This is a genomic window from Marinobacter sp. DUT-3, assembly GCF_050379435.1.
Taxonomy (GTDB): domain Bacteria; phylum Pseudomonadota; class Gammaproteobacteria; order Pseudomonadales; family Oleiphilaceae; genus Marinobacter.
The window spans coordinates 75,380-101,519 of the sequence record NZ_JBNRMG010000008.1 but is presented as its reverse complement, the minus strand read 5'-3'; the positions used below and the strand labels follow the sequence as shown (position 1 = coordinate 101,519).

The window sequence follows — 26,140 nt, the reverse complement described above, 5'->3', positions numbered from 1 at the left end:
GGAGAGTGAATCAGAAACAAAAAAGGCAGCGCCCGCGCTTTGCGAGTGCTGCCTTAGTGTACAAAACCCTCGGCAGGAAGGCGACGGATTAAGGCACATTCGCCAGCACACCACGTCCTCCCGCCAGGGCTGTAGATACGCTCAGTGGAGCATGTTCAGTCGCTCATCCATGAACACATCCATTTCCGGCGCCAGGATATGCACATAACGATCAAAATAGAGGAACTGCTTCAGCAGCAGGGCAAATTCCCTGGGGAAATGCAGACCGTGGCTTTCACCAATTTTCACCATATCCATAAGGATGTTGTTTACATCATCCTCGGCCTGATCCGCTTCGTAGGGCACATGGTCCGGCACCATGGTGTCCATCTGCTGGTACAGTTTGCGCAGGTCGCCGGCCAGGGCCGAGGCTTCCACCCGCTCGTGAGTAATTCCGATCCGGATCATGGCATCAGCCATACCGTCAAAATTACCGACCATAACAGCGGAGATGAAATCACTCACTGCTTGCCAGGTATCGGGACGAATACGACCAACAATACCAAAATCGATAAATCCGACCCGGCCGTCCTTCAACACCATCAGGTTGCCCGCATGGACATCGGCGTGGAAAAACTCGCACTGGGTCAGACTGGAAAACCAGGTGTTCATCGCGGTGATCAGCGTTCGCTCCGGATCACGGGCATAACCACGGATGCTCTCGAGATCCGTCAGCGGAACGCCATGGAATCGTTCCATGGTAAGAATGCGGCGGGTGCTGCAATGTTCATACACCAATGGCACTGCCGCGTCTTCATTGTGGGTGGTGTGGAGGAAATCGCGGAACACCTTCAGGTTGTTTGCTTCCTTGATGAAGTCGCACTCTTCCATCATGGTGCGCTGGATTTCTTCCACAATCCCCGAGAGCGAAGTCCATGACAGCTTCGGCGCCAGGGTTTCCAGAATTTTCGCTGACAGGTACAGGAAGTTCAGATCCGTCAGCAGAATGTTTTCCACCCCGGGCTTCTGCACCTTGATAACCACCTCTTCACCGGTCAACAGCCTGGCGGAATGAACCTGGGCAATGGACGCCGACGCCAGGGCTACCGGATCAATCTCGGCAAACACCTGATCGATGGGACGCCCCAGCTCCTCCCGGATGATCTTCCGGATTACACTGAAAGGCAGGTTCGGCGTTTTATCGAGGCAGTATTGGAACTCCTCGACATATTCCTTGGGGAAAAACGTGGGGGAACTGGCTATGAACTGCCCGAGCTTGATGTACGTGGCACCCAGGGATTCGAAGGTCTGGCGCAACAACCGTGGCGTGGGTGGCCGATCCCCCCGCAACCAGTTAACACCGGTGCGGCCAAGCACGGATACCGTCTGGCCGATCCGGAATGCGCCTTTGATACTGTTGGTCACCGTTGCCTTCATTATTTCACCTCGACTTAAGCTGAACCCGATGTATAACTGTTCCCCGACATCCGCCGCGGGGCCACCTGCCTGTGGCCCGGCTCAACAACCATCACAGGCGCATGGGCATGACCACGTACAGGCAGCGATTATCGTTCTGCGCTTCGATCAACGCACTGCTGTTGGGGTTGGACAGGGTAATCTTCACCTGATCCTCATCCAGCGCGTTCATCACATCCACCAGATAGCCTACATTAAAGCCGATCTGCAGTGATTCGCCCTGATACTCCACCGGCAGCGCGTCTTCGGCCTGTTCCTGGTCCGGGTTGTTGGCGAATACCTGAAGCTCATTAGGCGCCAGGTTCAATCGTACACCGCGAATATTCTCATGGGACAGGATCCCCGCCCGTTGCAGGGTATTCTTCAGTGTCGACCGATCGGCCAGGACGATCTTATCGCCACCGCGAGGAACAACGCGATTGTAGTCCGGGAACTTGCCTTCGATCAGTTTCGACGTAAAGGTGTAGCTTCCGACGGTCGCCCGCAGGTGATTGTCACCGATCACCAGGGTAACGGGCGTCTCCACGTCATCCAGCAGACGCGCCAACTCCAGCACACCTTTACGCGGCACAATCACCTGACGGAGTTCGCTGCCGGTGGGCAGATCGAAGTGTGCCATTGCCAGTCGGTGGCCATCCGTCGCCACGGTCCGCACGTGCCCCTGATCCACTTCCAGCAGCAGCCCGTTAAGGTAGTAGCGAACGTCCTGCTGGGCCATGGCAAACGCCGTGGCATCGAACATACGTCCCAACTCCTTCTGGGGCAGCTCCAGACGAAAGCTCTCGGCATCATCCTCAACATTCGGGAAATGCTCGGCCGGCAACGTCGACAAGGTGAAATGACTTGCCCCGCAACGCAGGTGCAACCGGTCGCCCTCCAGGGCCAGTTCGATGGGCGCTTCATCACCCAGTGCCCGGCAGATATCCGCCAGTTTGCGGGCCGGCACCGTGATCTTCCCGGGCTGATCCACATGCACCGGCGTGATCCGGCCCACCAACTCCACTTCCATGTTGGTGCCGGTCATGGTGAGGGTGTTGTCCTCGGCCACCAGCAACACATTGGACAGCACCGGCATGGTCTGTTTGCGCTCTACCACCCCGGCAATGGATTGCAGCGGGGTAAGCAGTGATTCTCGGCTGATCGTCAGTTTCATGGCACTCAGCAGTCTTTTATTGGAAGGTGAATGTTTGTCCGCAACCATCCCGGTGATCAGGTGGTCAGCAGCCTCATAAAGTTCTGATAATCCTCACGGATACTGGGATCCGTCTCCTGCAGTTCCACGATTTTCTTGCAGGCGTGCAGGACGGTGGTGTGATCACGGCCCCCAAAGGCATCGCCGATCTCCGGCAGACTGTGGTTGGTCAATTCCTTGGACAATGACATGGCCACCTGCCGCGGACGGGTTACCGTCCGGGTTCGCCGTTTTGACAGCAAATCCGCCACCTTGATTTTGTAATACTCCGCTACGGTGCGCTGAATATTATCAATGCTGACCTGCTTTTCATGCAGAGCCAACAGATCTTTCAGGCTTTCACGAATGAACGGCGGGGTAATTTCCGATCCGGTGAAGTGAGCATTCGCTATCACCAAACGAAGCGCCCCTTCTAGCTCCCGAACATTCGATCGGATTTTCTGGGCAATAAAAAAAGCCGCTTCGCTGCTCAGCTTGACGTTGGCCTGCTCGGCTTTTTTCATCAGGATCGCAACCCGGGTTTCCAGCTCCGGTGGTTCCACCATCACCGTCAGCCCCCAACCGAACCGCGACTTGAGCCGCTCTTCCATATCCACAATTTCTTTCGGGAAGCGGTCGCACGTCACGATGACCTGTTGCCCACCCTCAAGCAACGCATTGAAGGTGTGGAAAAACTCTTCCTGGGACCGCTCTTTGCGGGCGAAGAACTGAATGTCATCAATCAACAACGCATCCACCGAGCGATAGTACCGTTTGAACTCATTGATGGCGTTCAGCTGCAGCGCTTTGACCATATCCGCAACGAACCGTTCGGAACGCAGGTAGGCTACCTTGGCGCGGGGATTGCGCCGTACGATGTCATTGCCGATGGCGTGCATCAGGTGGGTCTTACCCAGACCGACGCCGCCATACAGGAACAATGGGTTATAGGCGCCGCCAGGGTTTTCAGCCACCTGCATGGACGCAGCCCTGGCCAACTGGTTGGATTTACCCTCAACAAAGGTATCGAAGGTAAAGCCCTCATTCAGGAAGCTCTGATGCTTGATATCGCCTTCTACCTGAACCGAACGCCGCCCTCTGTCATGGGTGGGTTTCACGGAAGGAGACGAGACCGTCGCCGCCACGCCTTTCTCTTCTTCAGTCACCGAACTGCCGGCTTCTTCCTGCGCAGCCCCACCTGCCTGATTGTTGGGCTCTGAACGTGTCACCAGATCTCCGGCCTTGGGCGCCGATCCGACTTTCATGTTCACACGGGGCGCCTGCCCCCCGTTCAAATCCTTCAGTACTTCTTCTATACGCCTGAGGTATTTTTCGTTCACCCAGTCCATAACAAACCGGTTGGGCGCAAACAGCATCAACTGACCTTCACGGTGGTCAGACTGTAAGGGCCTCAGCCAGGTATTGAACTGTTGGGCGGGAAACTCGTCCCGGAGTACTTCTAGACACTGATGCCAGATGGTATTCGGCACAACAGCCTGCCTCCGATGCCTCAGAATTTTCTCAAACCGGATTGCTTCAACCCGATGCCAGAGATGACCCGGAATTCTACCCCGCGGGCCCCTCAAGTAAAAGAGGAAAAACCGGTTCATGAACAGCCTGTGGAAATTTATTTTATTTATTTTCAAGTTTTTACAAACTTACCTACAGGGTTGTGTACAGAAAAATAATACACCTGCCGGTTACCCACAGCCCTGTGTGTATACCTTGCGTTTAACCCTGTGCGTAGCCTCTTGACCAATGCAGGGATAAGTCGGGTTTTAACCACCCCCCGGAGTTACTCACAATCCCTGCATCGCTTATGCACAGATCTCACGCCGCCTTGTCAACCTCTTTGTAAACCTCCTAAAGACATGAATTTCAAGGTCTAAATACGCTTATCCACAGAAAAGGCGCTCAGTAATAACAGTAATAATTAATCCTTAAGAAGATTAAAAAAGACCTACTAATATTATTAGTGATTGGCCAGGTGACCCCTTCCTCCGCACTTTCCACACCTCCCCCTGCATTAGCCATTGAATTCGTCCGTCAGTTTGCATAGAATGCCGCTCCTGTTTTGGCTGTTCATTTTCCAGCCAACCATTGAATTTCCAAATACCTGAAATGTGAGATCATCACCATGAAAAGAACGTTTCAACCAAGCGTACTGAAGCGTAAGCGCGTTCACGGTTTCCGTGCTCGTATGGCCACTGCCAACGGTCGTAAAGTGATTTCCCGTCGTCGTGCGAAGGGTCGCGCACGTCTGTCTGCGTAAGACATCGTCCGCCTCATGAAGGCTTTGAGTTTCCCGAAATCCCACCGGTTACTGAAACCAGGCGATTACGGCAAAGTCTTCAACGACGTAAGAATCAGAGTTCCGCACCGGAATTTTCTGATCCTGGCGACTCCCAATTCGTTGGGACACGCCAGGGTCGGTCTGGTGTTTTCCAAGAAAAACCTGAAGCTTGCCGTTCAGCGCAATCGTATTAAACGACGTGTGCGGGAAACCTTCAGGCTCCAGCCTGATCTACCGGGCCTGGATATTATCGTTCTTGGCAGGCAGGGTCTGGCTCAGCTTGATAACCAGACCGTCACTGCGACGCTGAATGACCTCTGGTCACGGCTGATACGAAAACATCGACATATTCAATCGTCGACACCGGATCCCTCTCCCACCGGTAAAGGAACGGATTAATGCGCAAATTGCTGCTCCTGCCAATCCGCCTCTACCAGTATGCAATCAGTCCCCTGATGGCCAGCCACTGCCGGCATTATCCAACCTGCTCGCAATACGCCGTTGAAGCCATCACCCATCATGGTGCTTTCAAAGGACTTTTTTTTGCCGTAGGACGATTGTTGAGGTGTCATCCATGGGCCGAAGGCGGGTATGATCCGGTACCGGGTACCGACCATTGCGGGGAAACCCCGGGATTAACGTCCTGTGGGCAGGCTACCCATTCCCATAACACGAACCAGACCAAACAGTAAGTTTATGGATATTCAACGCATCGTATTATTTGCCGGCCTCGCTATTGTCAGTTACCTGATGGTACTTGCCTGGAATGAAGATTATCACCAGCCGCAGCAACAACAGGTTGCCGAGCAGACCGCCTCTTCAGCACAGACCGGCAGCGCCGATAACCTGAAGCTCCCGGAAGAGTCTGGCAACGTGAGTGATGGTGAATTCGCCACTCCCGAGGATGACAGCCAGAGTGTCAGCAGCACCAACGGCGCAGGAAGCGGCGAAGTCAGCGACCAATTGATTACCGTTCGCACCGATGTGCTGGAGCTCAAGATAGATCGCGTGGGCGGCAACCTGGTGGAAAGTTCCCTGCTGGATTACGACAAATCCCTCGATAGCAAGGCATCCCTCAAGATTCTCACCAACTCGGGCAACCGCACTTATGTGCTTGAGAGCGGCCTGATTGGTCGCGACGGTATCGACAGCAGCCGTAACGGCAATCCTCCGGTCTATGAATCCGCTACCTCCAGTTATGAGCTATCGGAAGACGCCAGTGAACTGGTTGTTGATCTCACCCTTACCACAGAATCCGGCGTTGAAATCACCAAGCAATACCAGTTTGCCCGTGACAGCTACGAAATAGGCATGCGCTACCTAGTCAACAACCAGTCCAACCAGGACTGGAAAGCCAATCTGACCGGCAAGATTGTCCGTGACCAGACTCCGGATCCCACTGCTCAGAACAGCCTCGGTATCAAGGCTTTCCTTGGGATGGTGGTGAGCACGCCGGAAGATCCCTATGAGAAGTATGATTTCGGTGACCTGACGGAAAACCCGATCAATCAGTCGGTGACCAACGGCTGGCTGGCTTTCCTGCAACATTACTTCCTGACCGCCTGGGTCCCGGAGCGGGATCAGCCGGCCCAGTTCCAGACCACCCAGCGTGGCCAGCTTCATGTCATGGGCTTTGTTTACCCCGCCACGACGGTAGCGCCGGGCGAAACCGCTGAAATCGGCGCTCGCGCCTACATTGGCCCGAAGATCATTGACCGGCTGGAAGCCGTTGCGCCGAACATGGATCGCACCGTCGATTTCGGTTTCCTGTTCTTCATCGCATTGCCGCTGTTTATCGTGCTGGAATGGTTCTACGGCCTGGTTGGCAACTGGGGTGTGGCCATCATTCTGCTGACAGTGCTGGTCAAGGCAGTGTTTTTCCACCTGTCTGCGACCAGTTACCGTTCCATGGCGCGGATGCGGGCGGTGGCGCCCCAGCTGACCCGTCTGAAAGAGCTGTACGGGGATGATCGTCAACGCATGTCCCAGGAAATGATGGCGCTGTACAAGCGGGAAAAGATCAATCCGCTGGGTGGCTGTCTGCCAATCCTGGTGCAGATGCCGGTCTTTATTTCCCTGTACTGGGTCCTGTTCGAGAGCGTACAGCTGCGCCATGCACCGTTCATGCTGTGGATAAACGACCTGTCGGTGATGGACCCTTACTTCATCCTGCCGATCCTGATGGGCGCCAGCATGTTCCTGCAGATGAGCCTTAACCCAACGCCGCCGGATCCCATGCAGGCCAAGATCATGAAGATGATGCCTCTGATCTTCACCGTGTTCTTCCTGTGGTTCCCGGCAGGTCTGGTACTGTACTGGTTGGTGAACAATATTCTGTCCATCTCCCAGCAGTGGTACATTACGCGGAAGATTGAAGCGGAAGTTGCGGGAAGAAAACACTGATCTGCGGATTTCGTGTCTGACACCGTAACCTGACAGAGGCTCCTTCGTGGAGCCTCTTCTGGTTCAGGACCACAGGAAAGGACCATAGAAAGCATTATGCAATACGTCACCGATACCATCGCCGCCATTGCCACCGCGCCCGGTCAGGCCGGTGTCGGTATTGTCCGGGTGTCCGGCCCGGCCGCGCGGGACATTGCCTGCCGCATGCTGGGGTATGAACCGCGGCCTCGCTACGCCCATTACGGACCGTTTTACGACCAGGGCGATCAGTTGATCGATGAAGGCATCGGCCTGTTCTTCCCCAATCCCAACTCCTTTACCGGCGAGGATGTCTTTGAGCTTCAGGGCCACGGCGGCACGGTGATTCTGGACCTGTTATTGCGCCAGGTCTGCGAACTGGGCGCACGGCTTGCACGCCCCGGGGAGTTTTCCGAACGGGCATTTCTCAACGACAAACTGGACCTCACCCAGGCGGAAGCCATTGCCGATCTGATTGAAAGCAGTTCGGAGCAGGCTGCACGATGTGCTGTCCGCTCCATGCAGGGGGTGTTTTCCCGTCGTATCGAGAGCCTGGTGGATGCGGTCACGCACTTACGCATTTATGTGGAAGCCGCCATCGATTTTCCGGAAGAAGAAATAGACTTTCTTGCCGATGGCAAGGTGGCCGCTGATCTGCAAGACCTGATTACCGACCTGGATGGCATTCTGGCAGAAGCGGAACAGGGCACGATCCTCCGTGACGGCATGAAAGTAGTGATTGCTGGCAGACCCAACGCCGGTAAATCGAGCCTGCTCAACGCGCTTGCTGGCCGTGAGGCAGCCATTGTGACCGCCATTGAAGGTACTACCCGGGACGTGTTGCGGGAACATATCCACATTGATGGCATGCCGTTGCACATCATCGATACCGCCGGGTTGCGGGACAGCCCCGATGAAGTCGAACAGATCGGCATTGCCCGGGCCTGGGATGAAATCCGCCAGGCGGACCGGATCCTGTTGATGGTGGATGCCACCACCACGCCGGAAACCACTCCTCATGAGATCTGGCCGGATTTTATCGATCAGTTGCCGGCATCGGCGCCGGTGACGGTGATCCGCAACAAGGTGGACCTGTCGGGGGAAACCGTCGGGCTTGTGGATAACCCGGACGCCCCGGTCATTCGTCTGGCCGCCAAGTCTGCGGAGGGATTGGAGATTCTGCGGGATCACCTGAAGGAGTGCATGGGGTTTGCCGCCACCACCGAGGGCGGGTTCCTGGCCCGTCGCCGGCACCTGGATGCGCTGGAGCGTGCCCGCACGTCCATGCTTCAGGGCCAGGGTCAGTTGGACGGCTTTGGCGCCGGTGAGCTATTGGCGGAAGATTTACGTGCCGCCCAGGATGCCCTGGGAGAAATTACCGGGGTGATGACCCCCGATGATCTGCTGGGGAAAATCTTCAGCAGTTTCTGTATCGGGAAGTAACTATAGCAACCACAGAAATGTCGCCCTTACGAAAACAAACAGTAATTGTATAAAACACCGTTAAATCATCAGGTAAACTCCTCCGCCGCATAACGAGCGCATCACAGACCTTGTGGTGCGTACATCATTGCAAGGAGGAACGCTGTGCGGAAACTGTCTTTATTCCTATCCCTGATTCTGGCGCTGGCTGCAGCTCCCCAGGTCAGTGCATCCGAAAAGCTCTATTTTTACACTGAGAATTTCCCGCCTTACAACATGAGTGCCACCGGTCGGGCGTTCGAGCACAACGGTGACAGCATCGACGGCCTGTGCACTGAAATGGTCAAGGCCATCCTTAGCCATACCAGCCTGGATTACGTCATCAAGCTCCGTAACTGGGACTACGGCTATAATCGTGCGAAAGACAAGAAGAACCACGGTATCTTCTGCACCACCTACACCGAGAGCCGTGCCCCCATGTTCAAGTGGGTAGGACCGCTGACCAAGAACTTGTGGACGGTTTTCGCCCCAGCCAACACCGACCTGCAGATCGACAAGCTGGAAGATGCCCGGGGGCTTCTGTTTGGCGGTTATCGTAACGATGTGATGACCGAGTACCTGCTGGAGCGTGGCTATAAGGTCTCTGCGCTGGACAGCGATGACCTCAATCCCAAACGTCTGGAACTGGGTCAGGTCGACCTGTGGATTGCCGACCGGCTGGCAGGGCCCTACTTTGCGTCCCAGCAGGATGTTGAGGGGCTTGAGCCGGTTTACTCCTTCAATGACACGGAGTTGTACCTGGCGATCAACCCGGCTACCCCGGACAGTGTGGTTGAGGAATTGAACGCGGCCCTGAAGAAGGTTCATGAAACCGGTATGTACGAAGCCATCGAGACCAAGTACGGCCTTTGATGTCGACCGGTATGATCAGGCGCTGACGGGGGAATGAGCGTCCCCGTCAGTCCGGGGCGCTCAGCCGGTGCGGTCGAGAGCCGGAACCCCTGTCGGCTGCAGTGCTTCGGTACGGCTCCGGTTGCCGAGGAAATCCGGCCGGGGCTTGTTGCCGCAAAACGGGTTCACCAACTGGTTTTCCACACTGTTGTAAACGAAGAACAGGTTGCTTCTGGGCCAGGGCGACATGTTGGCATTAGAGGCGTGCAGTGTGTTGCACTCGAAAATGATCAATGAGCCAGCCGGGCCTGTGGGTGCCTTGATACCATGTTGGTCGATCATGCGGTCCAGATCCTGATCACTGGGAACGCCAAGTTCCTGCTTTTTCAGGGAAGACTGGTAATTGTCTTCGGGCGTCCGCCCGACGCAGGGGATAAAGGTCTTGTGGGAACCCGGTACCAGCATCAGCGGGCCGTTGAAGGGTGTGTTGTCAGTCAGGGCAATGGAGAAACTGACCGACCGCATACGGGGCATGCCATCCTCGGCGTGCCAGGTTTCGAAATCCGAATGCCAGTCGAACCCCTTACCATGAAACCCGGGTTTGAAGTTGATGCGCGACTGGTGAATGTAGGCATCGCTGCCCAGCAGCTGGTGCACCATATCGAGAATCCTGGGATCCCGGGTTAACTTGTCGAACCGGTCCGAAAGCTCATGAATACCGAAGATGGAGCGGATCTCCTGCTTGCCCGGTTCGGTGATGGTGCCTTCTGACTGCAGCACCGCTTCATCGTCCTCATAGGCCCGCAGGTCCTCACGGAATTTTTCCACCGTGGCGGGATCGAGGAAATTATTGAACACCAGGAAACCGTCCCGCTCGTACCGGGCCAGGTCGGTTTCAGTCAATGGGCCATCGTGCCGTTGGTTACCGCTGCTGTGGATAACCGGGTCCAGCCGCTCAAAGCTTGGTGTCGGACGCTCCAGGCGGGTTGGATAAAAGTCGTCAGTACGAGTTTCCATAGTCGAACCTCCCTATCGTTCTACCGCACGGGCCCCCTGCATCGGGGGCCCGTGCCATAAAATAATGTGTTGATTCGTTGAGGAATTCCGCGCGAATGACGGACGTCTGTTAGATAAGGTCGATAGCAAGGATTTCAATACCGGAAACCATCGTCACATCCTTGCGGCGAAGATCGGGACCGGATCAGGACCGAGAGCCTTCATCCGTAGGCAACAGCTCGCCCATAAGACCGTTGATATGGTCGACAACCGGGGCCTGCTGGTTGTTCAGATAGAAGTGTCCGCCGGGGAAAAACTGCAAACCGAATGAGCTGAGCGTGTGCTGTTGCCAGGCACGCATACCGCTCAAGGTCGTGCTGGTATCCTGATCGCCGGCCAGGGCATGGATGGGGCAGGTTAGTGGTGTACCGGGCAGGAACCGGTAAGTTTCGTACAGCCGGAAATCGGCACGGACTATCGGCAGCAGTAGCTCCATCAGTTCCCGTGAGTGCAGGACCGACTCCGGCGTGCCACCCAGCTCCCGCAGGAACTCGTGTAACTGTGAGGTTGGGGCAAGGTGTAGTTGTCGCTGGGGAATCGGCTGGCAGGGCGCGCACCGCGCCGAGACGATCAACGCCTGGGGCGATGGCTGGCCCCATCTTGCCAGGTGCCGTGCCATCTCAAATGCCACCAGCGCCCCCAGGCTATGCCCCAGCAGCATGAAACGACCGCGGTCCCGGCGACGGATCTGATCGGCGAGGGCTGCCGCCAGGTCCACCAGGGTCTCCGCAAAGGGCTCATTGAAGCGGGCGCCCCGGCCTGGCAATTCCAGGGGTACCAGCTCAATCCCATCTGCCAGGTTGTGTCGCCACGGTTGGTACATGGCGGACGAAGCTCCGGCGCAGGGCAGGCAATACAGGGTTATTGGTGAGGCAACCGGGAGGGCTGGGGCGTCTGGCTGATGCATATATTAATGATAAGTATTCTCATTAGATATGGCAAATGATAGTATCTCGCGCCTAAGTTAACCAAATGTTAAGGAGTCAGGCGGAATGTACCATGATAAAGACGGCCTTCGACCGTATTTGCGGTCAAGCAGCGCGATACTGTGTGTCGGTCTTGCGTTGACTGCTCCCTCCCTGGCCTTCGCCGAAGAAGAGACGGAAAACGAAGAGCACCAGCAACTTGACGAGCTGGTTGTGCGTGGTACCGACATGAACAAGTATGTTTTTGACGAGACCGCATCCGTGACCGGTTTCAAGGCCGATACCGATGAACTGCCCCGATCGGTACAGATTATTCCGGAGCAGGTGATACTCGACCAGAACGCCAAGACCCTGACCGAGGTGTTGCGCAATGTCGCGGGTATCAGCCAGGAGCCCGGTTTTGGCGGCACCGAGGACCAGTTCCGGATTCGTGGTATCCGCAATAACCACCTGTTTGTCGATGGCAATCCGGTTAGTCCCCGCTATCGGGTGGATGTCTCCAACATTGAGCAGGTTGAGGTAGTCAAGGGACCGGCGTCCATACTTCACGGCCAGGTCAGCCCCGGGGGGGTCATTAACGTAGTCACCAAGAAGCCCCAGGCGCAACAGGCCACTTCGCTGCAGCTGGACGTGGGCCAGCATGGCGAGCGGGAGGTCACTTTTGACAGCACCGGCAAGCTGAACTCGGACAACCTGCTGTACCGTACCGTTGTTGCCGTTGAAAATTCCAGCAGTTTCCGCGAAGTATCCACCACTGAAGGCACGTACGACGATTCCGTTGATCGGTTGAGTGTTTCGCCTTCGCTGACCTGGCTGCCGACAGATCAGGACGAAGTGACCTTCCGGCTCAGCTTGAACGATCAGGAGCAGTCAATTGACCGGGGCACCGTTGCCGTCCAGGACGCGAACGGCGACATCGAGATTGCCGATATTCCCCGGGATCGTCGTTTGGGTACCCGATTTGACGTCCGGGACAGTCAGGACCTTCTGGCGCAAGTGGACTACAACCACTTCTTCAGTAACGGCTGGACCAATCGTTTCAAGATTGGCACCTTCCACAAGGAATTCGATGACTACCAGGCGCGGCCTGCGGCAGGGCTTGATCCCAACCTTACTCTGGTTGCGGTACAGGAAGCCAATGGCCTGCTGGTGCGCCCCCACGATTCCAACATGGACGTCACCGAGCGGGATTTCTTCGTATCCAACAGTCTTGACGGTACCTACAAGCTGGCCGGCATCGATAACCACCTCTATGTCGGCGCCAACTTCTACCGTCGTGGCGTGGATCACACCGATGGCTTCGCCCTGACCGAATCCGGTACGCCCGGGATCCTTGCCCTCGATTTCGATACCATCGATGTCTTTGCCGACCAGCAGCCGGCGCTTGCCGAGCCCAAGGCACAGACGGCGGTCAGTCGTAACGACGAGGTCACCAAGGAAACCGGCCTGTCCATCCAGAATCTGGCGGAGCTGACGGATCAGTTGAATCTGCTGACCGGTCTCCGTTATGACTACTTCGAGCGCGAAGCCGACCAGACTGCTTTCCTGACGGCGTTGAGCCCCCTCGCCTACCAACAGAACGCAACCCCCGAGCAGCGCCGGGTGTCGGACAACAACGACAACATCAGCGGCCAGGTGGGCCTGCTGTACAAGGTCATGCCTGATCTGTCCCTGTACAGCTCCTACAGTGAATCCTTTCAGCCCAACTATACTGATATCACCGCCGGTGTGGAGTCCCCGGAAACCCTGGATCCGGAGCTGGCCAAGCAGGTCGAAGTGGGCGTAAAGAGCCAGTTCTTCGACGATCGCCTGCGGCTGTCGCTGGCCTGGTACGACCTGGAGCGTCGTAATGTCGCCAAGGCGGACAATCTGCAACTGCGGTTGAACGGTGAAGAGCAAAGTCAGGGTATCGAGCTTGAAGGTTCGGTGCAGGTGACCGATGGCATGAACGTGATCTTCAGCTACGCTCACGTCGATGCCGAGATCGTCGACGATGGCCAGGAATCGCTGGATAACGAAGGTAACACGCCCTATGGCGTACCCTCCGATTCGGCACGTGTGTGGGGTACCTATGAATTCGTTGGCGGGCCACTGCATGGCCTGGGTCTGGGCGCTGGCGCGGTTTACACCAGCAGCCGCGAGGGCGACGACGCCAACACCTGGAAGGTTCCGTCCTATACGGTTTTCGACGCGGCGGCATGGTACTATGTGCCGGTTTCCGGCCGTTCGCAGATCAAACTGCAGGCCGGTTTCAAGAACCTGACGGACGAGACATACTACCCGGCTAGCCAGAACGCTTTCCGCGTTACCGTTGGCGAGCCCAGAACCTTCTACGCCAGTGCCCGCGTGGAGTTCTGATCCCGCCGGGCCAGTGTGTCCAACAGCGCCACCTCCGGGTGGCGCTGTGTTTTATAAAAGGATCAATCGTATGGAGAGGTTCCGTTGCTTTACGCGAAGAATATAAGTGTCCGCTTCGGGCCCCAGCGCGTACTTGACGACATTGATCTCTCGATACCCGCTGGCCGCTTCACCGCCCTGGTGGGGGCCAACGGATGTGGCAAGACCACCCTGCTGAATGTACTGGCGCAGTTGATCAGGCCCGGGAACGGCACCGTCTCCCTGGGGGATGAACCGCTGGCCGGGCTGTCCCGCCAGGACATCGCCCGTCGTATCGCCCTGCTGCCACAGATGACCGGATCCCCGGTGGGCCTGTCGGTCAGGGAACTGGTGATGCAGGGCCGTTACCCCTGGCAGAACTGGTGGCGGCAGTGGTCTCCCGAAGACCAGATTGCCATCGATAACGCCGTGGCACTGACCCATATCGAACCGCTGCTGGACCGACCGCTGAACGAACTGTCCGGCGGCCAGCGTCAGCGTTGCTGGATCGCCATGACCTTGGCCCAGGACACGCCGGTACTGCTGCTGGACGAACCCACCACCTACCTTGATATCGCCCATCAGGTGGAGCTGCTGGAACTGGCCGTGGATCTGGCCGCCCGGGGCAAGACCGTGGTGGCGGTATTGCACGATCTGAACCAGGCCGCCTGTTATGCCGATCACCTGGTGATGCTGCGGGACGGTGTCATCCATGCCGAGGGCGAGCCGGAGGCGGTGTTTACCTCCGCCAACCTGGATGCGGTCTTTGGTTTCGACGCCCACATCATCCGCGATCCGCATTCCGGTAACCCCCTGTGCGTGCCCCGCTCCGGCGCCGCCCGGCGCGAGGCCCCGCAGCCGGAGGTCTGTCAGTGACCGCGCAGGAGACATGGCGGGACCTGCACAGCCCCGCCAGCGCTCGTCTGCTGGCCGGACTGGGGCTCCTGATGCTGGCGCTGGTTGTGCTGATGTTCCTGCACCTGGGCATGGGCGCCAAGGCGCTGTCCTGGAGTACCACCTGGCAGGCGTTGTTCCATTACGATCCCGCCAACCTGGATCACGCGGTGGTACGGGACAGTCGTCTGCCACGGCTATTGGTGGCTGCGGTGGTGGGGGCCGCCCTGGCGGTGGCCGGGGTCATCATCCAGTCGGTGGCCGATAATCCCCTGGCCGACCCCGGTATCCTCGGCATCAATGCCGGCGCCGCCTTTTTCGTGGTGGCGGGCCTGCTGATGGTGCCGGGTACGGCATTTATGTACGTGCCCTGGTACGCGTTCCTTGGCGCCGTGGTGGCGGCGGTGATCGTGGTTTTACTGGGGGGGCGTGGCCATAACCCGGTGCGACTCACCCTGGCCGGAGCGGCGGTAACCGCATTATTTGGCGCGATGACCGCCACCCTGCTGTTGCTGGATCAGCAGGGGCTGGAAAAGCTGCGCCACTGGCTCACCGGCGCCATCGGCGCCAGCGATGGTGAAAAGCTGTGGCAGGTTTGGCCCTACCTGGTGATTGGCCTGGTACTGGCGCTGTCCCTGGTGCGCTCTCTTGACGCCCATCGCCTGGGGTCAAGGGCCGCCGCCGGGCTTGGCGTCAACATCCTGCGGCTCAAGGTGGTGGGGCTGCTGGCCGTGGTGTTGCTTTCCGGCGCGGTGGTGGCCCTGGCCGGCCCTATCGGTTTCGTCGGTCTGGTGGTACCCCATGCGGTGCGGCTGATGATTCGTGCCGATTACCGCTGGATGATGGGGTATGCCGTGGTCACCGGGGCCGTGTTGGTGGTGGCCGCGGACTTGCTGGCCCGGGTGGCGGTCCGCCCCTATGAAATCAATACCGGCATTGTCACCGCCCTGATCGGTGGACCGGTGTTTATCGCCCTGGTCATCCGGAGGGTGAAATAATGAAGTGGACCACGCCTGCCATGGTGCGGCTGGGCAACCTCTCCTTTCGCTTTCGTCCTGTCGACCTGGCCTGGGTCACGGTACTGTTGGCCGGGCTTACCGCTGGCGGCATGATTGCCGCGGGCCTGGGCAGCTTTCCGCTGTCCTGGCAACAGGTCTGGCTCGGCTTCTGGGGACTGGGCGAGGATGCCATGGCGCAGCAGGTGCTGTGGCAGTTCCGCCTGCCGCGCATTTTTGCCGCCATGCTGGTGGGGGCGTCCCTGTCGGTGGCGGGGGTTATCCTGCAGTCGCTGACCCGCAACGCGCTGGCGTCGCCCGGCCTGATTGGTGTGGAATCCGGAGCCAGCGTAACCCTGTTGCTGTTCCTGGTGCTGTTTCCTGGCCTGCTGCCGGGATACCTGCTGCCGTTAACCGCCATGGCGGGCGGGCTGGCAGTAGCCACGATGATTGTCCTGTTGTCCTGGAAAAACGATTTCTCCCCATTGCGATTGATCCTGGTGGGCATCGGTATGACCTCGGTGCTGGGGGCGGTGGCGGAGCTGCTGATCACCTACGGCGATATCGACCGGGTGGAATCCGCGCTGATGTGGCTGGGGGGTAGCCTGCACAATGTCGGTTGGGCGGATGTCAGCAGCCTCGCGCTCTGGTTCATGGTGGCTGGCCTGCCGGTGATGTTGGCGTTCCGTCAACTCAATGTGTTGCAGTTGGGTTCGCTGGTGGCCACCAGCCGGGGCCTGGCCCAGCGGCGGGCTCTGATCGGTTTGCTGCTGGCCAGTGTGATGCTGACCGCCAACGCAGTGGCCACCGCAGGCACCATGGTATTCGTCGGCCTGATCGGTCCCCACCTGGCCAAGCAATGCTGTGGCGACCGGCACGGTATCCTGCTGCCTTTGGCTGCCCTGAGCGGCGCACTCCTCGTGCTGGTGGGTGATACCCTGGGGCGCACCCTGTTTGCGCCCCTGCAACTGCCCGCCGGCCTGGTCATCGCACTGGTGGGCGCGCCCTATTTCATCATCCTGATGGCCCGCCGCCGTGATTTCTCAAACTAAGGGAAGGAGAACCGTAACCATGTTCCCGAAGGTATTTTCGACCTTGTTACTGGTCATACTGACGACAAGTACCGCCATGGCGGAAGATACCCGTGTGTTCAAGAATCGTTTCGGGGAGGTGGAAGTACCCGCCGAGCCCCGTTGCGTGGTCTCGCTTCACGATTTCAGCCTGACCGTGCAGCTCATGGAGTTGGGGATCAGGCCCTGTGGCTCCACAGGTCGTAAGAAACTGGCTTCAGAGCCTTTGTTCCGCGGTGTTCAGCACCGGTTCGACGTGGCCGGTATCCAGTATGTCGGCAGTCACAAGGCACCCGACGTGGAGGCCATTGCCGCCCTCAAGCCCGACCTGATTCTCGGCCTGTCCTATCATGAGGATCTCAAACCCATGCTGTCGGTGATCGCGCCGGTTGTCCTGCTGCCGGTACAGGAGACGGGTATCAAGGATTACGCCGGTCAACTGGCCGAGCTGGTCGGCCGCGAGGACCGCTACCAGGATATGCTCAAGCACTACCAGTGGCTGGTCGACGAGTTCAGACGCCTGGTGGAACGGCCGCAGGACATCACCATCACTACCCTGGAGATCTACGAGGACAATTTTCAGCTGATTGGCCGTGGCGGCATGGATGAGGTGATCGGTGACCTGGGGCTGGGGCACCCGGACGCCTACGAGGACGCCCGTTTCCATGTGCCCTATAGCCTGGAGCGGGTGGGCGATTTCGATGCCGATTTCATCATCGATACCTACGAACCGATGCTCAGCAGTCGCGAGCAGACCGCCAGCTTTCGCGAGTCCGCCCAGTGGCAGAACCTGTTCGCCGTTCGCCACGGCCAGTTCCTGTACTTCAACCGCAGCCGCTATGGCGATTCCATGGGGGGGCTACTGGGGACTGCCTCACTGCTGTTGTCCCACATTGCCGAGCGGGACTGGGTGTCGCGCGCCGACCAGCAATAGCCGGCGCGGGCGGGGCACCAGCCCCGTCATGACATATCCGTCATTGCCTCTCGCAGGCTCTTGGGACGCATATCAGTCCAGGTGTCCCTGATGAAGGCCAGGCATTCGTCCTTGCTGCCGGTCTTGCCTGCCTCGCGCCAGCCTCCCGGTACCGGCTTGTATTCCGGCCAGATCGCGTATTGCTCCTCGTCGTTGACAACAACGCTGAACACGGTTTCGGGACTATCCAAACTCATCGTTGAATACCTCCATTGAAGTGGTTGGGGTGGATGGTCGGCCCGGGTCTGACAGGTTCCCGGCTATTTCTGCGCTAAATTGAATACCTATTAGAAACTAAACGATAATAATTATCAATTGTATTAATGTGTTTCCTTGTGTAAATTCTACATCCAGCGACTGGTTTGAACGCATACACAGGATTGAGGAAACCCATGACAAGTGTGACAACGGGGGAGCTTGCCCAAGCAACCACGAATGGTCTGGAAATCAGCGGGAACACACTTCCCCTGATGGTGAGTCCACAGCAGCAGGGAACGCCATGGCAAGACTGCATGGCAGGCATCAAGGGCCTGGTGGACCGGCATCTGCATCAGGTGGGGGGGCTGTTGCTACGCGGTTTCCGGTTCAACGGCGAGGACGGATTCGAAGCCTTCGCCCGCGACTTCGGCCACGACCTGTTGACCTACGACTACGCCTCCACGCCCCGCACCCGGCTTAACAAGGGGGTGTATACCTCCACCGAGTACCCCGCCCACCAGGTGATCCCGCTGCATAACGAGCAGTCCTATACCCTGCAATGGCCGATGAAGATCTGGTTCCACAGCGTCACGGTGGCCGAGTCCGGTGGCGAGACGCCCATTGCCGACAGCCGCGAGGTCTATCGCCGCATCGACAGCGGCCTGCGTCAGCGTTTCGCCGACAAGGGTCTGATGTACGTGCGCAACTACGGCAACGGCCTGGACCTGCCCTGGCAGCAGGCCTTCAACACCGACGAGCGTGCCGATGTGGAGCGCTTCTGCAAAGCCAATCAGATCGATTTCGAATGGAAAGACAACGGCGAGCTGAAAACCCGGCAGCGCTGCCAGGCCGTGGCCCAGCACCCGGTCACCGGTGAGTGGGTCTGGTTCAACCAGGCCCACCTGTTCCATATCTCCAACCTGGCGCCCCAGGTCCGTGACACCTTGCTGTCGGTGGTGGGTGAGTCCGAAATCCCGCGCCACGTCTATTACGGCGACGGCACACCCATTGAGACCGCCGCCCTGGATGAGATTCGCGGCGTACTGGATGACGTCCAGGTGTCGTTTCCGTGGCAGGCCGGCGACGTGATGATGCTCGACAACATGCTGGTGGCCCACGGGCGCGGTACCTACCAGGGAGAGCGCAAGGTAGTCGTGGCCATGGCCGAACCCTATTCACGGCCTGCCTGAGCCGCCCGATCCGCTGGCCAAAGCCAGGACTCAGCTGAGAACAAACTGCAATTTACAAGGATGCCAAAGGATGCAGCAGAATAACTCCTTCCCCGCAGAGACATCGGCCGACCATTGGGTGGCCTGGTTGCGCCAGCAGGCGGAGCAGCAGCCGGACCGGCGGGTCTTTGAGTTCCTGCCGGATGGCCGTGAAGTGGCCGACTGGCTGAGCTACGCCGAACTGGACCGTCGGGCCCGCCTGGTCGCCGCGAACCTGCAGTCGCTGGCGCCTGAGGGCAGTCGGGTGCTGATCCTGATGCCCAACGGCATCGACTATATCGTTGGCTTCTTTGCCAGCCTGTACGCCGGCATGATTGCCGTTACCGCCTATCCGCCCCAGCACAAACGCCGGGACTGGCGCCGCCTGACGGCCATCGTGGAGGACTGCAGTGCCGGCGTGCTGTTGACCGATGAAGATTGCCTGGGTTCGGTGACGGACTGGGCCAGTTCACAGAAGCTGTCCGCCCCCGTGGTTGCAGTAGCGGCGGCACCCGCGGTCGAGGCCGAAGCCTGGCGGGAACCCCGGCTGTCCTCCGACGATATCGCCCTGCTGCAGTACAGCTCCGGCTCCACTGGCACACCCAAGGGGGTGGCGGTCAGCCATGGCAACCTGTTACACAACGTGGCGATGATCCAGCGGGAGATGAGGATCGACGCCAGCGATGTCTGGGTCTCCTGGCTTCCCCTGTTCCACGACATGGGGCTGATCGGTCTGATGCTGACGCCGCTGTATTGCGGCAGTCGCGTCCAGATGATCCCGCCGCCGTTGGTCATGCAGCAGCCGCTGCGCTGGCTGGAGCTCATCGCCAGCAGCCGCGCCACCATCAGCGGTGGCCCCAATTTCATTTATGACCACTGTGTGGATCGGGTAACGCCGGAGCAGGTACGGGCTCTGGACCTGTCACACTGGCGAGTTGCCTTCAACGGCGCGGAACCCATCCGCGCGGTCACTCTCGAACAATTCGTCAGGCACTTTGCCGGCGCCGGTCTGACGGTCAATGCACTGGCGCCCTGTTACGGCCTGGCGGAAGCCACCCTGTTCGTGACCGGTACGCCCCCGGGGGAACCTTACGCCACGCTGACCGTGGAGGACGCCGAGCTGGCTCTTGGCCGGGTCCGTCCTGTCGATCGGGGTCGCACCCTGGTCAGTTCCGGACCGATTAACCCACAGATGACGGTACGTATCGTCGACCAGCACCACCATCGCCCCCTGGCAGACAATGAGGTGGGGGAAATCTGGGTCAGGGGCGCCAGCGTGGCCGGCCGTTACTGGGGGCGGGACAAGCTCAGCACCGACATGTTGGCGGCGGAGCTGGACGGCCAGGGCCCGTATCTGCGCACCGGTGATCTGGGCTTTGTGCATGACGGCCAACTGTTTGTCTGTGGCCGGGCCAAGGAACTGATCGTGATCCGTGGTCGCAACCTCTACCCACAGGACATCGAGGCTACGGTCCAGGAAATCAGTCCCCTGCTGACCCGTCATGGCGGCGCCGCCTTCGCGCTGGAGACAGCGGCGGGGGAGGTCGCGGTACTGGTACAGGAAATCACCCGGTCGGCGGTGAGCGAGATCAGGTCCGGCGGCAACCTGGACGGTCTGGTCCGTGATATCCGCTCCGCCGTGGCGCGGGACCATGATATCCCCCTGCACGCCGTGGTACTGATTTCGCCTGCCTCCCTGATGCGCACCACCAGCGGCAAGATCCAGCGAGGCGCGGCATGCCAGGCCTATATGCTGGGTGAACTGACGGTGGTGACCCAGTGGTGCGCTGAAGAGGACGGGAAATCGCAGGCAGCTTTGCCCCTGCCAGAAGGGGATGCCGCAGGCATCGCCGACTGGCTCTGCCGCTGGATCGCCGCGGAAACCCGGGTGGCGCCGGCCCAGATGATCCCCGATATGGCCCTGGTGGACACCGGACTGGATTCCATGGGCGCCCTGACCCTCACCAACGAACTGGCCACGCGCCTTGGAATCCGGTTGCCGTCGGACACGCTTTCACGTCATGCCACCATTACGGAGCTTGCGGACTACCTGGCAACGGCCACGACCACCGAGGCGCCGGCCCCGGCCTGGCAGGAGGGCGCACTATGAGTATCCCGACCCTGTTGCACGAATGCTGGACCCGGGGAATTACCCTGTCCGCCAACGGTGACCAGCTGGCGTTCCGGGCCCCGCCTGGCGCCCTCGACGATGCCCTCAAGGACCGCCTGCGGGAACACAAGACTGCGATACTGGCCGAACTGGCCGGACAGGCGGAGACCGGTCAGACGGACTATTTTGCGCCACGCCCCCTGGGGGCCAACGAACGCTCCCTGTGGTTCCTCTATCGCATGGCCCCCACCAGTTGCGCCTACAACCTGGCCTATGCCGCCCGCCTGCAACCGGGTGTTACCGCCGCGACGGTGGAGCGGGCCTTCACCGCCCTGCAGCAACGTCACCCCATCCTCTGCAGTCCCTATGGCGAGCGGGACGGTGATGCGATGCAGTGGCTGGACACCGGGCATCCCCCGCGGCCACTGGATCGGCGTTCGTTCAGCGGCGAGTCCGAACAGGACATCCGGGTGTACCTGGCGCGGGAGGCGGACCGGCCGCTGGCCCTGGAATCGGGCGAAGTATGCCGGGCACTGCTGGCGAGCAATGCCCGGGAGGACGGGGACCAACACTACCTGCTGCTGGTGGTGCATCACATCGCGGCGGACTTTGCCTCTTTCGAGCAGTTACTGGCAGAGTTTGTCGACCTGGCGGGCGGGGAGTCTGCCGCCGAGCCGGGCAATCCGGACACCTCCGGTTATCGCGCCTGGGTGGCGGAACAATCCCGGGTGATCCGTGATGAGGGCGAGGAGCATAGTGACTACTGGCGCCAGCAGCTCGAGGACGCCCCCGGCCTGGAACTGCCCACGGACTTTCCCCATCCGGCGCAGCAGACCTTCGAGGGGGAAGAACTCAGCTTTACCCTGCCGTCGTCGGACAGCCGGCGCTTGCGGGAAGCGGCCCGCAGCCTGGGAGTCACCCCTTACATCTACTGGCTGGCCCTGTTCCAGTGGTTCCTCGGCCGGCTGTCTGGCCAGCGGGACTTTGTAATCGGTACCCCCAGCAGCGGCCGGCTCACTCCGGAACTGCACGCCCTGGTGGGCTACCTGGTCAACCCGGTGCCCTTGCGTTGCCGCCTGGACGACGACCTGACCCTGGCCGACTGGGTACGCCGGGTCCAGAGGCAGGCCACGGAGGCCCTGGGCTACCAGGCCTATCCCTTCGCCACTCTGGTGGAGCAGTTGCAATTGGGCCGCGAAACCGGGCGGGCGCCGGTGTTCCAGCACATGTTTACCCTCAACCGCGAACGGTCGTTGCCGGGGCGGGAGCGGGTGATTGCCCGCGAACTGATGGCGGAGCAGCGGGGCGCCGCCCACGAACTGAACCTGGTGGTAGTGGACCGGGACGACGGCTTCCTGGGCAAATGGCGCTACAACCGGGCGCTTTACCGGCGCACCACCGTAGCCCAGTTGCGGGAACTGTTCCTGGACCTGGTGCGCCGCTCCGTGAATAACCTGGACCAGCCGTTGGCCGACCTGCAATGGCTACCCGAAGCCCTGGCGGGCCAGTTGACGGGGCCACGAACGCAATGGCCCCAGCCCGGTGCCTGGGAGGCCTTCGTCCACCAGGTACGAACCCGCCCTGATGCCCTCGCGATCCACGAACTCCCGCCGAGCGGGGAGGGAGAGCAGCAGCTGAGTTACGGCGAACTGGCCGCCCGGGTCAATGGCTGTGGCCGGGCCCTGCAGGACCGTGGGCTTGCGGTCGGTGACCGGGTCGCCCTGTGCCTGCCCCGGGGGCTGCCATGGGTCACGGCCCTGTTGGCCACCTGGCAGCAGGGCGCGAGCTACGTCGCGCTGGACCCGAAATGGCCGGCGGCGCGGCTGGCCGGGACCTGCGAGGACGCCTCGCCGCGACTGGTGGTGGGGCTGGGGGAGCGGCCGGACTGGCTCCCCCCGTCGGTCCAGTGGCTGGACGCGACAGCCGGATGGCGCGCGCAACCGGGCGAACTGGTTGCGCGCACCGATCCCTCGGCACCGGCGTATGTTATCTATACCTCTGGCTCCACTGGGCGTCCCAAGGGGGTGGTGGTCAGTCAGGGCAGCCTCCTGCAATACAGCCAGGCGGTGATGGAACGCCTGCAACTGCCCGGCGACGCCAGCCTGGCCAGCCTGGCCGGCGTTGCCACCGACCTTGGTTACACCGCCCTGTTCGGGGCGTTGCTGACCGGACGTACCCTGCGCCTGCTGGACGAAGACCTGGCGTTTGATGCCGAGGGTCTGGCGGACCAGTTGGAGCAGGCGCCGGTGGATTGCCTGAAACTGGTGCCCTCCCACCTCAAGGCCCTGCTGATTGCCTCGCGGCCGGCGCGACTGCTGCCACGTCGCTGCCTGGTGTGCGGCGGCGAGGCCCTGACCCGGGAGCTGGTGGACCAGGCCAGGAGTCTGGTGGCGGAGCTGCGTATTGTTAACCACTATGGCCCCACAGAAGCGACGGTGGGGGCCATCACCTACGAGGTACCCAACCCCGCGCCGGAAACCCTGCCCATCGGACAGCCTCTGGCAAACGTAACCGCCAGCGTACGCAACCCCCGGGGTGAACTGCTGCCCCGGGGCATATCCGGGGAACTCTACCTGGCGGGGGCCACCCTGGCCGAGGGTTACCTGAACCGGTCGCAGATGACGGCGAAGGCTTTTGTCCGGTCGGAGCGCGGCGAAGTCCTCTACCGTACCGGGGACCGGGTCAGTATCGATCGCAACGGCCAGCTGCGGTTTATCGGCCGCGTCGATCACCAGGTGAAGATACGGGGTTACCGGGTTGAACCCGGCGAGGTGGCCAACACCGTCAAAGCCCATCCAGGGGTGCGGGACGCGGTGGTGGTGAACCGCCCCGACAGCCGCGGCCAGAACCGCCTGGTGGCCTACCTGGTGTGCGACGAGGCGGCACTGGCGCCGGTGCGTGAGGCGCTGGCGGCAATCCTGCCCGACTACATGGTGCCCGCCGTCTGGATCCCGCTGCCGGGCCTGCCCCTCAAGGACAATGGCAAGGTGGACAGCAGCGCGCTGCCGGACCCGGACCAGCAGGAACCGGCGGAGGCCACGGACGATGCCGGGGATGCCAGCGAGGACGGCGTGGTGGGTACCTTGCTCGCCATCACCCGGGAGTTGCTGGGCAACGACAGCATCAGCGCCACCGACAACTTCTTCGCCGTGGGCGGCGATTCCATTCTCAGCCTGCAGATCATTGCCCGTGCCAAGCAGCAGGGCCTGCAACTGACCCCCAAACAGATCTTCGAACACCAGACCATGGCGGCCCTGGCCCAGGTGGTGGAACGCACCGGGGAAAGCCCGGTGGAAAGCCCCGTCGCCAGCGCCGAACCGGACGTGCCCCAGGACGGGCCTTTCGCGCTAACGCCCATCCAGCAGTGGTTCTTCGAGCAGGATCAGCCCCGGGCCCACCACTGGAACCAGTCCCTGCTGCTGCGCCAGCACGAGCCACTGCGGGAAGACTGGCTGCGGGAGGCGGTGGCCCGGCTGCTGCAGCGCCACGCCAGCCTGAGACTGTATTTCGAGCGGGAGGGGGATCAGTGGCAGCAGCGCTACGCCCCCTACCAGCCAGCCATGGCCGGGCAGGCCTTCGCGGTGGATCAGGGCACGCCCGACATGGCGAACCTGCAAGCCTGGCAGGGGGCGATGGCCCTGGACCAGGCGCCGCTGTTCCGGCTGGTGTACTTCCCCGCCAGCGGCCATCTGCTGTGCACCGCCCACCACCTGGTGGTGGACGCGGTGTCCTGGCAGACCCTTACCCGCGACCTCGAAGGCCTGTATCTGGCCGGCCCCGAAAGCCAGCCACCGCAGCCGCCCGCCGGCGCCAGTTTCCAGGCCTGGTCCCGGGCGCTGCAGCAGCGGGCGGAGCAGCCGGACCTGAGCGGGCAGCTGGACTATTGGCGGCAACAGCTCGAGGAACTGCCGGAATTACCGGCGCAGGCCAACCGCTATGCCGACAGCCGTACCCTCAGCGTCACCCTCGATGCCGAGACCACCACGCGGCTGCTGGGAGGATGCCACGAGGCCTACAACACTCAGGCCCAGGACCTGCTGCTGGCGGCACTGGCGCGGGTGATCGGCCACTGGCTCGGCCAGGGTCGGGTCACCATCGAACTGGAGAGCCACGGGCGCTCCGCCGAATCCTGGGCGCCGGACATCAGCCGGACCCCGGGCTGGTTCACCAGTCGCTACCCCCTGGCCGTGCCGGTGTCCAATGCGGACGAGGCGGCCGTGGTGTCTGCCAAGGAGGCATTGCGGTCGGTGCCGGAGCTGGGCGTTGGCTACGGCCTGCTGCGCTATCGCCAGGCCCGGGACTTGCCCCGGGCGGAGCTGATCACCTTCAACTACCTGGGCCAGTTCGACCACTGGGACGCGGAGTCCCGCCTGTTCCGGGTGGAGGAATGGGCTTGTCCCGGCGCCCGGGCGCCGGAAAACCACCGCACCCACTGGCTGGACGTCAATGCCCTGGTGCTGGGTGGCTGTCTGAAGGCGGAGTGGCGCTATGCGCCGGCGGTGCACGGAGAGCCCATGGTGCGCGAGCTCGCCGAGGCGTTTATCCGTGAGGTGGCGGCCCTGGTAGAGCATTGCGGTAATCCCGGCGCCGGACGGGCCACCGCGTCCGACTTTCCCGATGCCGGGCTGTCGGACGACGAGCTGCAGGGCCTGCTGGACGTATTGGATCAATAACGGCTGGC

General features: G+C 60.5%; 20 protein-coding genes. 14 read left to right on the top strand and 6 right to left on the bottom strand.

Annotated elements, in window-relative coordinates; translation table 11 throughout:
* Window positions 1–141 precede the first annotated feature (141 nt).
* The 3 genes from ACQUWM_RS12705 to dnaA form a co-directional block, all read right to left on the bottom strand.
* Window positions 142–1,416: an ABC1 kinase family protein gene (locus tag ACQUWM_RS12705; RefSeq protein ID WP_407001637.1), complete on the bottom strand. Its 1,275-nt coding sequence runs from the start codon at window positions 1,414–1,416 to the stop codon at window positions 142–144.
* Window positions 1,417–1,507: 91 nt separating this feature from the next.
* Window positions 1,508–2,608, bottom strand: a complete 1,101-nt coding sequence (gene dnaN, locus ACQUWM_RS12700; RefSeq protein WP_407001636.1) for a DNA polymerase III subunit beta — start codon at window positions 2,606–2,608, stop codon at window positions 1,508–1,510.
* A gap of 56 nt (window positions 2,609–2,664) precedes the next feature.
* Window positions 2,665–4,116: a chromosomal replication initiator protein DnaA gene (dnaA, locus tag ACQUWM_RS12695; protein WP_428922399.1), complete on the bottom strand. Its 1,452-nt coding sequence runs from the start codon at window positions 4,114–4,116 to the stop codon at window positions 2,665–2,667.
* 647 nt (window positions 4,117–4,763) lie between these two features.
* On the opposite strand from dnaA, the gene rpmH reads away from it, so the two are divergent.
* The 6 genes from rpmH to ACQUWM_RS12665 all read left to right on the top strand — a co-directional run bounded on the left by rpmH (window position 4,764) and on the right by ACQUWM_RS12665 (window position 9,674).
* Window positions 4,764–4,898, top strand: a complete 135-nt coding sequence (gene rpmH / locus ACQUWM_RS12690; protein ID WP_008172542.1) for a 50S ribosomal protein L34 — start codon at window positions 4,764–4,766, stop codon at window positions 4,896–4,898.
* 15 nt (window positions 4,899–4,913) lie between these two features.
* Window positions 4,914–5,318 (top strand): ribonuclease P protein component, encoded by a 405-nt coding sequence (rnpA, locus tag ACQUWM_RS12685; RefSeq protein ID WP_428922398.1) that lies wholly within the window; start codon window positions 4,914–4,916, stop codon window positions 5,316–5,318.
* Entirely contained in the window at window positions 5,318–5,611 is a 294-nt protein-coding gene (gene yidD, locus ACQUWM_RS12680) for a membrane protein insertion efficiency factor YidD (RefSeq protein ID WP_406988777.1), read from the top strand. The genes rnpA and yidD overlap by 1 nt, the downstream gene beginning before the upstream one ends.
* Window positions 5,612–5,615: 4 nt before the next feature.
* Window positions 5,616–7,322, top strand: a complete 1,707-nt coding sequence (gene yidC / locus ACQUWM_RS12675) for a membrane protein insertase YidC (RefSeq protein ID WP_428922397.1) — start codon at window positions 5,616–5,618, stop codon at window positions 7,320–7,322.
* A 96-nt stretch (window positions 7,323–7,418) separates the two neighbouring features.
* Window positions 7,419–8,783: a tRNA uridine-5-carboxymethylaminomethyl(34) synthesis GTPase MnmE gene (mnmE, locus tag ACQUWM_RS12670; RefSeq protein WP_428922396.1), complete on the top strand. Its 1,365-nt coding sequence runs from the start codon at window positions 7,419–7,421 to the stop codon at window positions 8,781–8,783.
* A 144-nt stretch (window positions 8,784–8,927) separates the two neighbouring features.
* Window positions 8,928–9,674 carry a substrate-binding periplasmic protein gene (locus ACQUWM_RS12665; RefSeq protein WP_428922395.1) on the top strand — a complete coding sequence of 249 codons (747 nt, stop codon included), beginning with the start codon at window positions 8,928–8,930 and terminating at the stop codon, window positions 9,672–9,674.
* Window positions 9,675–9,734: 60 nt separating this feature from the next.
* Here the strand turns inward: ACQUWM_RS12665 and thpD are convergent, their stop codons facing one another.
* On the bottom strand, window positions 9,735–10,670 hold the full coding sequence (gene thpD, locus ACQUWM_RS12660; RefSeq protein WP_428922394.1) for an ectoine hydroxylase: 936 nt from the start codon (window positions 10,668–10,670) through the stop codon (window positions 9,735–9,737).
* Window positions 10,671–10,854: 184 nt separating this feature from the next.
* A complete protein-coding gene (locus ACQUWM_RS12655) occupies window positions 10,855–11,616 on the bottom strand; it encodes a thioesterase II family protein (protein WP_428922393.1) in 762 nt (253 codons plus the stop codon).
* A gap of 85 nt (window positions 11,617–11,701) precedes the next feature.
* On the opposite strand from ACQUWM_RS12655, the gene ACQUWM_RS12650 reads away from it, so the two are divergent.
* From ACQUWM_RS12650 to ACQUWM_RS12630, 5 genes are all read left to right on the top strand, one after another.
* The gene (locus ACQUWM_RS12650) at window positions 11,702–13,993 is read left to right on the top strand and encodes a TonB-dependent siderophore receptor (RefSeq protein WP_428922392.1); all 2,292 of its coding nucleotides are present in this window, start codon (window positions 11,702–11,704) and stop codon (window positions 13,991–13,993) included.
* Between the two features lie 84 nt (window positions 13,994–14,077).
* Complete coding sequence (locus tag ACQUWM_RS12645) at window positions 14,078–14,887, top strand: ABC transporter ATP-binding protein (protein ID WP_428922391.1); 810 nt, start codon at window positions 14,078–14,080, stop codon at window positions 14,885–14,887.
* Window positions 14,884–15,903 carry a FecCD family ABC transporter permease gene (locus ACQUWM_RS12640; protein WP_407001626.1) on the top strand — a complete coding sequence of 340 codons (1,020 nt, stop codon included), beginning with the start codon at window positions 14,884–14,886 and terminating at the stop codon, window positions 15,901–15,903. The genes ACQUWM_RS12645 and ACQUWM_RS12640 overlap by 4 nt, the downstream gene beginning before the upstream one ends.
* A complete protein-coding gene (locus tag ACQUWM_RS12635; protein WP_428922390.1) occupies window positions 15,903–16,952 on the top strand; it encodes a FecCD family ABC transporter permease in 1,050 nt (349 codons plus the stop codon). Before ACQUWM_RS12640 ends, ACQUWM_RS12635 begins: the two co-directional genes overlap by 1 nt.
* Window positions 16,953–16,971: 19 nt before the next feature.
* Window positions 16,972–17,904, top strand: coding sequence for an ABC transporter substrate-binding protein (locus ACQUWM_RS12630; RefSeq protein ID WP_407001624.1), 933 nt, complete (start codon window positions 16,972–16,974; stop codon window positions 17,902–17,904).
* Between the two features lie 26 nt (window positions 17,905–17,930).
* Here ACQUWM_RS12630 and ACQUWM_RS12625 read toward each other — a convergent pair whose 3' ends face one another.
* Complete coding sequence (locus ACQUWM_RS12625) at window positions 17,931–18,140, bottom strand: MbtH family protein (RefSeq protein ID WP_407001623.1); 210 nt, start codon at window positions 18,138–18,140, stop codon at window positions 17,931–17,933.
* A 195-nt stretch (window positions 18,141–18,335) separates the two neighbouring features.
* On the opposite strand from ACQUWM_RS12625, the gene ACQUWM_RS12620 reads away from it, so the two are divergent.
* The 3 genes from ACQUWM_RS12620 (at window position 18,336) to ACQUWM_RS12610 (ending at window position 26,132) form a co-directional block, all read left to right on the top strand.
* Window positions 18,336–19,331 (top strand): TauD/TfdA family dioxygenase, encoded by a 996-nt coding sequence (locus ACQUWM_RS12620; RefSeq protein WP_407001622.1) that lies wholly within the window; start codon window positions 18,336–18,338, stop codon window positions 19,329–19,331.
* Between the two features lie 70 nt (window positions 19,332–19,401).
* Window positions 19,402–21,459, top strand: a complete 2,058-nt coding sequence (locus ACQUWM_RS12615; protein ID WP_428922389.1) for an AMP-binding protein — start codon at window positions 19,402–19,404, stop codon at window positions 21,457–21,459.
* Entirely contained in the window at window positions 21,456–26,132 is a 4,677-nt protein-coding gene (locus tag ACQUWM_RS12610; RefSeq protein ID WP_428922388.1) for an amino acid adenylation domain-containing protein, read from the top strand. The genes ACQUWM_RS12615 and ACQUWM_RS12610 overlap by 4 nt, the downstream gene beginning before the upstream one ends.
* Window positions 26,133–26,140 lie beyond the last annotated feature (8 nt).

What these genes read in the sequence shown, in the direction of transcription:
- ACQUWM_RS12625 (WP_407001623.1), bottom strand. Translation starts at nt 18,140, where the DNA reads ATGAGTTTGGATAGTCCCGAAACCGTGTTCAGCGTTGTTGTCAACGAC.
- ACQUWM_RS12615 (WP_428922389.1), top strand. Translation starts at nt 19,402, where the DNA reads ATGCAGCAGAATAACTCCTTCCCCGCAGAGACATCGGCCGACCATTGG.
- rpmH (WP_008172542.1), top strand. Translation starts at nt 4,764, where the DNA reads ATGAAAAGAACGTTTCAACCAAGCGTACTGAAGCGTAAGCGCGTTCAC.
- yidD (WP_406988777.1), top strand. Translation starts at nt 5,318, where the DNA reads ATGCGCAAATTGCTGCTCCTGCCAATCCGCCTCTACCAGTATGCAATC.
- ACQUWM_RS12705 (WP_407001637.1), bottom strand. Translation starts at nt 1,416, where the DNA reads ATGAAGGCAACGGTGACCAACAGTATCAAAGGCGCATTCCGGATCGGC.
- ACQUWM_RS12650 (WP_428922392.1), top strand. Translation starts at nt 11,702, where the DNA reads ATGTACCATGATAAAGACGGCCTTCGACCGTATTTGCGGTCAAGCAGC.
- mnmE (WP_428922396.1), top strand. Translation starts at nt 7,419, where the DNA reads ATGCAATACGTCACCGATACCATCGCCGCCATTGCCACCGCGCCCGGT.
- dnaN (WP_407001636.1), bottom strand. Translation starts at nt 2,608, where the DNA reads ATGAAACTGACGATCAGCCGAGAATCACTGCTTACCCCGCTGCAATCC.
- ACQUWM_RS12655 (WP_428922393.1), bottom strand. Translation starts at nt 11,616, where the DNA reads ATGCATCAGCCAGACGCCCCAGCCCTCCCGGTTGCCTCACCAATAACC.
- ACQUWM_RS12630 (WP_407001624.1), top strand. Translation starts at nt 16,972, where the DNA reads ATGTTCCCGAAGGTATTTTCGACCTTGTTACTGGTCATACTGACGACA.
- thpD (WP_428922394.1), bottom strand. Translation starts at nt 10,670, where the DNA reads ATGGAAACTCGTACTGACGACTTTTATCCAACCCGCCTGGAGCGTCCG.
- ACQUWM_RS12635 (WP_428922390.1), top strand. Translation starts at nt 15,903, where the DNA reads ATGAAGTGGACCACGCCTGCCATGGTGCGGCTGGGCAACCTCTCCTTT.
- ACQUWM_RS12620 (WP_407001622.1), top strand. Translation starts at nt 18,336, where the DNA reads ATGACAAGTGTGACAACGGGGGAGCTTGCCCAAGCAACCACGAATGGT.
- rnpA (WP_428922398.1), top strand. Translation starts at nt 4,914, where the DNA reads ATGAAGGCTTTGAGTTTCCCGAAATCCCACCGGTTACTGAAACCAGGC.
- ACQUWM_RS12610 (WP_428922388.1), top strand. Translation starts at nt 21,456, where the DNA reads ATGAGTATCCCGACCCTGTTGCACGAATGCTGGACCCGGGGAATTACC.
- yidC (WP_428922397.1), top strand. Translation starts at nt 5,616, where the DNA reads ATGGATATTCAACGCATCGTATTATTTGCCGGCCTCGCTATTGTCAGT.